General features: G+C 65.3%; 2 protein-coding genes. One reads left to right on the top strand and one right to left on the bottom strand.

All coding sequences use genetic code 11. The features are described from left to right. Nucleotides 1–4,221 (bottom strand): AMP-binding protein (locus VFZ66_00105; protein ID HEX6287553.1); only part of this gene is annotated, 4,221 nt, incomplete at its 3' end. A gap of 800 nt (nt 4,222–5,021) precedes the next feature. Between VFZ66_00105 and VFZ66_00110 the strand changes: the two genes are divergently transcribed. Next, on the top strand, nt 5,022–7,571 hold a 2,550-nt coding region (locus VFZ66_00110), incomplete at its 3' end, for a condensation domain-containing protein (protein ID HEX6287554.1).

Genomic DNA, 7,571 nt, shown 5'->3' on the forward strand with positions numbered 1-7,571 from the left:
GGCGTCGGGCTGGAGCGCGGCGCTGAGGCCATCGAGCGCCTGCGCATCGGGCAGCAGGTGGACGCGCTGGCCGACGGCGAGGGGCACGAGCAGGCTGGTGACGGTCAGATCGAAGCCGATCGGCGAGTGGACCGGGGTGCCGCGACCCTGGGCGACACGGTAGGTCTGCGCGGCCCAGGAGACGTAGTTGACCAGGCCGCGATGGGGGATCATCGCGCCTTTGGGGGTGCCGGTGGAGCCGGAAGTATAGATGAGATAGGCAAGGTGATCGGGCGTGGCGGCACGGGACGGGTTGGCGGCGCTGCGCGCAGCGATGCGCGGCCACGCGGCGTCCAGCTCGATGATGCGCGCGACGTCCTGGGGCAGCCGCGCGCGGAGCCGCTGCTGAGTCAGCAGCACTGGCATCCTGGTGTCATCGAGCATAAACGCCATCCGCTCCTGAGGATACGCCGGGTCGAGGGGCACATACGCGCCGCCCGCCTTGAGGATGCCGAGCAGCCCGATCAGCATCATCGCCGACCGCTCCACGCAGATCCCGACCGGAACATCCGGCCCGACACCAAGTATACGAAGCTCATGCGCCACCTGATTCGCCCGCGCATTCAACTCGTGGTAGCTCAGCCGCTCGTCGCCAGCGATCACCGCAATCGCGTCGGGTGTGCGCGCGGCCTGCTGCTCGAAAAGCTCGTGGTAGCACTGCTCGGCGGGGTACGGAGCCCGCGTCGCGTTCCACTGCACAAGCATCTGCTGGCGCTCGGCGGCGCTCAACAGCGGCAGGCTGGCAAGACGCCGCCCCGGATCGGCGACAATCCCGTCGAGCAGCGTGACGAAGTGCCCGGCCATCCGCGCGATCGTACTCGTGTCGAACAGGTCGCGGTTATACTCGAAGGCCGCGACGAAGCTGCCGTTGACCTCGGCCATCGTCAGCGTCAGATCGACCTGTGTTGCCTGCTGCGCCAGCGCCAGCGACTCGATCGTCAGATCGGCCAGCGTCATCTGCGCGCCAGCCACGCCGAGCGCAAACGCGGCCAGATCCACATCGTCGCGCCGCTGGTTTTTTTGCAGCACGAACATCACCTGGAACAGCGGCGAGCGGCTCGGATCGCGCTGCGGCTGGAGCCGCTCGACCAGCAGCGCGAACGGGTACTGCTGGTGCGCGAAGGCGTCCAGCACGACCCGCCGGGTCTGATCCAGCAGCGTGGCGAAGGTTGGATTGCCGCTGAGATCGCCGCGCAGCACAATCGGATTCACCATGTAGCCGACGATCTCCGCCAGCTCGCGCCGATCGCGGCCTGCGGTGGGCGAGCCAACCAGGATGTCGTGCTGCCCCGTGTAGCGCAAGAGCAGCGTGTGGAATGCGGCCAGCAGCACCATGTAGGGCGTCGCGCTCGCATTCTGTGCCAGTGCCTTGATCTGCTCTGTCAGCTCCGGGCTGAGGCCGAAGGAGTGTGTCGCGCCGTGGTAGGTCTGCACGGCTGGACGCGGTCGATCCGTGGGCAGGTCGAGAACCATCCGGGCATCGGCGAGGCGGCGCTGCCAGTAGCGCCACAGCCGATCGCCTTCCGGCCCGGCCAGCAGAGCGCTCTGCTGCTCGATATAATCGACGTAGCGGAACGTCGTCGGCGCGAGATCCGGCGGCGCGTGAGCGGACTCTGCGGCGTACAGCAGGCGCAGCTCGCGGATCATACCTGCGAGCGACCAGAAATCCGCGGCGATATGGTGAACGACCAGCAGCAAGATATGCTCAGAGGCCGATCGTGTGAAAAGCCGGACCCGCAGCGGCGGCTCGTGGCGGAGATCGAAGGGTCGCAGCGCCTCTGCCGCCAGGAGTTCGTCCAGCGCCGCCGTGCTTTCGGGCGCGGCCACACGCTCGAAGGCAACCTCCACGCGAGAAGCGATCCGCTGGACCGGAGCAGCTTGTCCGTCGCTGCCATGCGGCGCAAACGTGGCCCGCAGCGAAGGATGCCGATCGACCAGCCGTTGAAAGGCGCGGTGCAGCGCGGCGCTGTCGAGGCTGCCGCGAATGCGGACCGCGCTCGTGATGTGGTAGGCCGCGCTGGCAGGTGCCAGCTCATGCAGAAACCAGAGCGCGCGCTGCCCGATCGAGAGCGGATATTCGGCAGCCTGCCCTGACGCGCCGTGCGGCGTCGGCTGCGGCGCGCTAGATGGCTCGGCGATCTGCGCATCGATCTCAGCAGCAAGCTGCTCGATCGTCAGATCTTGCAGGAAGCGCACCATCGGGATCGTCACGCCGAGATCCGTCTCGATCGTATGCTGTAGCTCGATCGCCATCAGCGAGTCGATGCCTTGCGCGCTGATCGGATGCTGCCGCTGGAGCTGCGACGATGCGCTGCCAAGCGCGCGCGCTATCTGCTGCTGAAGATAGGTTGTCAGCGCCAATCTGCGCGCCGCCGGTTCGAGCGCCAGGATCGTCTCGCGCGTCAACCGCTCTTCGTCTCCGGCGATTGGCTCGCCGTCGAGCACGTCGCTGCCGATCAGATCAAGGCTCCCGGCGACAAAGCCCGCGCGACAGGCATGGCGCTGCACCTTGCCGCTCGACGTTTTAGGAACGCCGCCGTGCTTGAGCAGCGCAACGGCATACACGTGTAGCTCGTGCTCCTCGGCGACGGCCTGGCGAATCGCTGCGGCAACCTCGGCAATCTCCACCCGGCGCTGCGTGCGCTCGACCTCGTGCGCGACAATCAGGCGCTCCTCTCCCGCGACCTCGATCGTGAAGGCTGCGCCGGAGCCGGGCCGCAGCGCCGGGTGACATTCCTCGACAGTGCGCTCGATGTCCTGGGGATAGTGATTGCGCCCGCGAATGATGATCAGATCTTTGATCCTGCCTGTGATAAACAGCTCGCCATCGTGGAGAAAGCCAAGGTCGCCGGTGCGCAGGAACGGGCCGTCCCCTGTATCCGCGATGCGCGCCTCGAAGGTTCGCATCGTCTCGCCGGGCTGATTCCAGTAGCCCTGCGCCACGCTCGGCCCGGCGACCCAGATCTCGCCGATCTGGCCGGGCTGGCAGCGCACGCCCGACTGTGGCTCGACGATCGCGATCTGCTGATCAGGCGGTGCCTGCCCACATCCAACGAGCGTCCGGCTGCCGGGCTGCTCGGATGCGGCTTGAAGAACCCGGCCCTGCTCAAGCGCCGCGCCCTCGAATGCGCGGCTGATCGGCGGCGTGGATACGTGGCCGCCGGAGACGATCAGCGTCGCTTCGGCCAGCCCGTAGCAGGGATACAACGCTTCGCGGCGGAAGCCAGCCGACGAGAACGCCGCCGTAAAGCGCTCCAACGTCTCGGCGCGAATCGGCTCGGCACCGTTGAAGGCCACCCGCCAGCTACTCAGATCGAGGCGCTCGCGCTGCTCCGGCGTAATCTTGCGCAGGCACAGCTCGTACGCGAAGTTGGGACCACCGCTCGTCGTCGCTCGATAGTCCGAGATGGCCTGAAGCCAGCGCAGCGGACGCTGCAAGAAGCTGACGGGCGACATCAGCACGACGGGAAAGCCCGTGTACAACGGCTGTAAGATTCCGCCGATCAGGCCCATATCGTGATACGGCGGCAGCCAGATCACGCCCTGGCTGTCCGACGTGTGCTCGAAGCAGCGCTGGATCACCGACGAGTTGTGGAGCAGATTGCTGTGGCTCAGCATCACGCCTTTTGGCGTGGCCGTCGAGCCCGATGTGTACTGAAGCAGCGCCAGGCTGGCGCTATCGACCGCTGGCGCTTGCCAGCTTGGCTCGACGCCGGGTGCCAGAGCATCGGTAGCCAGCCAGCGCAGCGCGTGGAAGCTCGGATCGCTGGCGGATAGTGTCGCTCCCATCGGGCGAATCGCTGATGTCGTCAGCGCGACCAAGGGCTGAGCATCGCGGGCAATCGCTCGCAGCCGCGACAACCTGCGGTCGTGACGGGCGGCGTGGGGCGGATAGGCCGGAACGGCGACGACGCCAGCGTAGAGGCAGCCAAACAGCGCGGCGATGTACTCCAGGCCGGGCGGGTACAGCAGCAGCGCGCGCTCGCCACGGGCTCCGATCGCTTGCAGGTGGGCGGCGATCACACAGGCACGTCGATCCAGCTCCGCATAGCTCAGCCGCGCCGCGCTCGTGTCGTCTGCCAGGAAGGTGTAGGCAGCTTGATCGGGCTGATGGCTAGCTCTCCAGCGCAGGATGGCTACAAACGAGGATACACCGAGAGGATTGCACCGAGGTTCGCTCATCAAGCATGCTCCACCAAGACGAGGCGAAAGAACGAAGCGAGAACAAAGAACAAAGAACACATGGAGAACCAAGAACCAGGGAGAATGTGAAACGTGAAACTTGGAACTTGAAACTCGATACTATCCTAACGGGTAGCTAAGACGATGGCTGATCGGGCGCAGACGGGCGGGTAGCGTGGCGGAGTCTCCCAGAAAATCCCTGCTGGCCTGGATCGCTGCCGCTTGCTCTCAGGCTGCTCGATCAGACAATCGGCAAGTGTCCAGCCGCATAAACGTTGTGTACACCAGATGACGTGGTAATTTTGATCCAATTATACAATTATTTGCCGCCTGTGCAACCCGGCTGTCTGCGGTCGGTGGCTGGTACGAGGCCATGCAGGCTGGGTCCAACCAACCGCAGGCGGCGATCACTACGCGCTTTGCTGCCGCATGACGATAAAGTTGTGCTACAATTATTTCGCCCTCCGGCTGTGGTTAACATCTGTGTACGACATGGTGCCAACATAACGCGCCATATTCACAGAAAGCAACCACTTCGATCTAACCTTCTGTTCTTCTCTGAGAGGCTTGATCGACACACAAGCGTATGAGCTTGCAAGGGTAGCTCCGTCGGTAGGCTACCCTGCAGAAATGGTTGCCTCAGCTCACCCTGAGTCGGCCTCGATCAGCGTTGGATCGATCCGAGCAGCCTCGGTTCAGATGCGCTTCGCGGCTTGTCATACGATGATGCCCCTACGCATGGTTATCGCGTAACGTACTCGGCCATTCCGATCTACCGTACCACGAACGCAGGAGCCCCCATGAGCGATCTCCAGCAACAGATTGCGGACCTTTCTCCAGAACGACGGAAATTGCTTGAGCTGCTACGTCGGCAGCAAGAGCAGCAGGGTCGGGCACGCATTCGATCGCTTCCGCGTGCGAGTGGCATCAATATGTTTCCGCTCTCGTTTGCGCAACAGCGCCTCTGGTTTATCGATCAGTTCCAGCCCGGCACGAGCGCCTATAACATGGTGTCGGCGCTGCGCTTAACGGGTCCGCTGAGCGAGGCGGCGCTGCTCCGCGCGCTCAACCAGATCGTCGCGCGGCACGAAACCTTGCGCACAACGTTTGTGATCTCGCATGGGCACCCGGTACAGTCGATTGCACCCGCCCTGGTGATCGCGCTCCCGGTGACGGATTTGAGCGGGCTGCCTGCTGCTGATCGTGAAGCGACCGTCCAGCGGCATATCCTGGCAGAGGCCCGGCAGCCATTCGATCTGGCGCAGGGACCGCTGATCCGGGCCGCGCTGCTGCGTCTGCACCGCGCCCAGGACGGCCAGGAGCATGTGCTGATTCTGACGCTGCACCATATTATCGCTGATGGCTGGTCGCAGGGCGTGCTGATCCGCGAATTGACCACGCTCTACCGCGCGTTTGCCGTCGGCCAGACAGACGCCGCCCGGCTTCCAGAGCTGCCGATCCAGTACGCCGACTTCGCGTACTGGCAGCGCGACTGGCTGCAAGGCGAGGTGCTGGAGCGACAGATCGACTACTGGCGGCAGCAGCTTGCCGATCTGCCCAAGCTCCACCTGCCGACCGACCATCCGCGCGGCGCGGTGCAGACGATTACCGGTGGCCGCCACACGCATACGCTCTCGCCGCCGCTGACGTCAGCGCTTCATACGTTGAGCCAGCAGGAGGGCGCGACACTGTTCATGACGCTGCTGGCGGCGTTCCAGGCGTTGCTCTCGCGCTACAGCGGCCAGACAGACTTCGCGATCGGGTCGGGCATTGCCAGCCGCAATCGCGCCGAGATCGAGGGGCTGATCGGCTTCTTCGTCAACACCCTGGTGCTGCGGGCCAATCTGAGCGACAATCCGACGTTTCGCGAGGCGCTCCGGCGGGTGCGTGAGACGACCCTGGCGGCGTATGCCCATCAGGATCTGCCATTCGAGAAGCTCGTCGAGGAGCTCCAGCCGGAGCGCGACCTGAGTTCCGCGCCGCTGTTCCAGGTTTCGTTTGTGCTTCAGAATACGCCGCTGCCGACGATCGACGTGCCGCCGCTGACGGTCGAGCCGCTGGAGACGGAGCATATTACCACCAAGCTCGATCTGTCGCTGTCCGTCGTGGAGACGACGCAGGGCTTGCGCCTGCGGCTGCAGTATAACGCCGAGCTGTTCGACGAGCCGACGATCGCGCGCATGGCGGCACACTTCGAGCAAATGCTCGCGGGCATTGTCGCCGATCCCGATTGCCCCATCGCCGCGCTGCCGCTGCTCAGAGTGGACGAGCGGCAGCAGATGCTCGTGGATTGGAACGCCACGCAGCAGCCCTATCAGGCGCTCTGTTTTCAGCAGCTCTTTGAAGCGCAGGCCGCGCGCACGCCCGATAGGATCGCGGTTGTGTACGGCAGCGCCGCGCTGACCTACGCCGAGCTGGATCGACGCGCGAATCAGCTTGCCCGCTACCTGCAAGCGTTGGGCGTCGGCGGGTGCGCTCAGGGCGAGGTTCATGTCGGTCTTTCGATCGAGCGCTCGCTCGATCTGATCGTCGGCATGCTGGGCATCCTCAAGGCGGGCGGCGCGTACGTGCCGCTCGATCCGCACTATCCCCAGGAGCGGCTTCAGTTCATGATCGCCGACGCGCAGATCGCCGTGCTGGTGACACAGGCGCATCTCGCGCAGACCATGACCGGACACGCGGCATTGACGGTGTTTCTGGATGAGGACTGGCCCGCGATCAGCCGGTGCTCGGATCGCCCACCGACCGTCCACGCGCTGCCAGATACTATTGCCTATGTGATCTACACGTCGGGCTCGACCGGACGGCCCAAGGGCGTGCTCGTGACCCATCGTGGCCTCGGCAATATCGCGCTACTCCAGCGTGATACGGTAGGCATCCACCAGCAGAGCCGCGTGCTGCAATTCGCCTCGTTCAGCTTCGACTCGGCGGTCTGGGAGGTCTGTATGGCGCTGCTGCACGGCGCGACGCTGGTGCTGGCCCCGGAGGAGGCGCTGCGGCCAGGGCCGGATCTGCTGCACCTGCTGGAAGCCGAGGCGATCACCGTGGCGACGCTGCCGCCCTCGGCGCTGGCCGTGCTGCCGCCCGCTGAGCTGCCTCAGCTTGCGCAGTTGCTCGTGGCGGGCGAAGCCTGCTCCGGCGATCTGGTGGCGCGCTGGCGCGTGTCCGCGAGCGGGCGTGAGCGGCGGATGTTCAACGGCTATGGCCCCACCGAGACGACGGTCTGTGCGACGCTGGCGGCGCTCGACGGCACGCAGCGCATCCCGCCGATCGGTCGTCCGATCGCCAACACGCGGATCTACCTGCTGGATCGGCGCGGCCAGCCGGTGCCGGTGGGCGTGCCCGGCGAG

It is taken from the genome of Herpetosiphonaceae bacterium, assembly GCA_036374795.1.
Taxonomy (GTDB): domain Bacteria; phylum Chloroflexota; class Chloroflexia; order Chloroflexales; family Kallotenuaceae; genus LB3-1.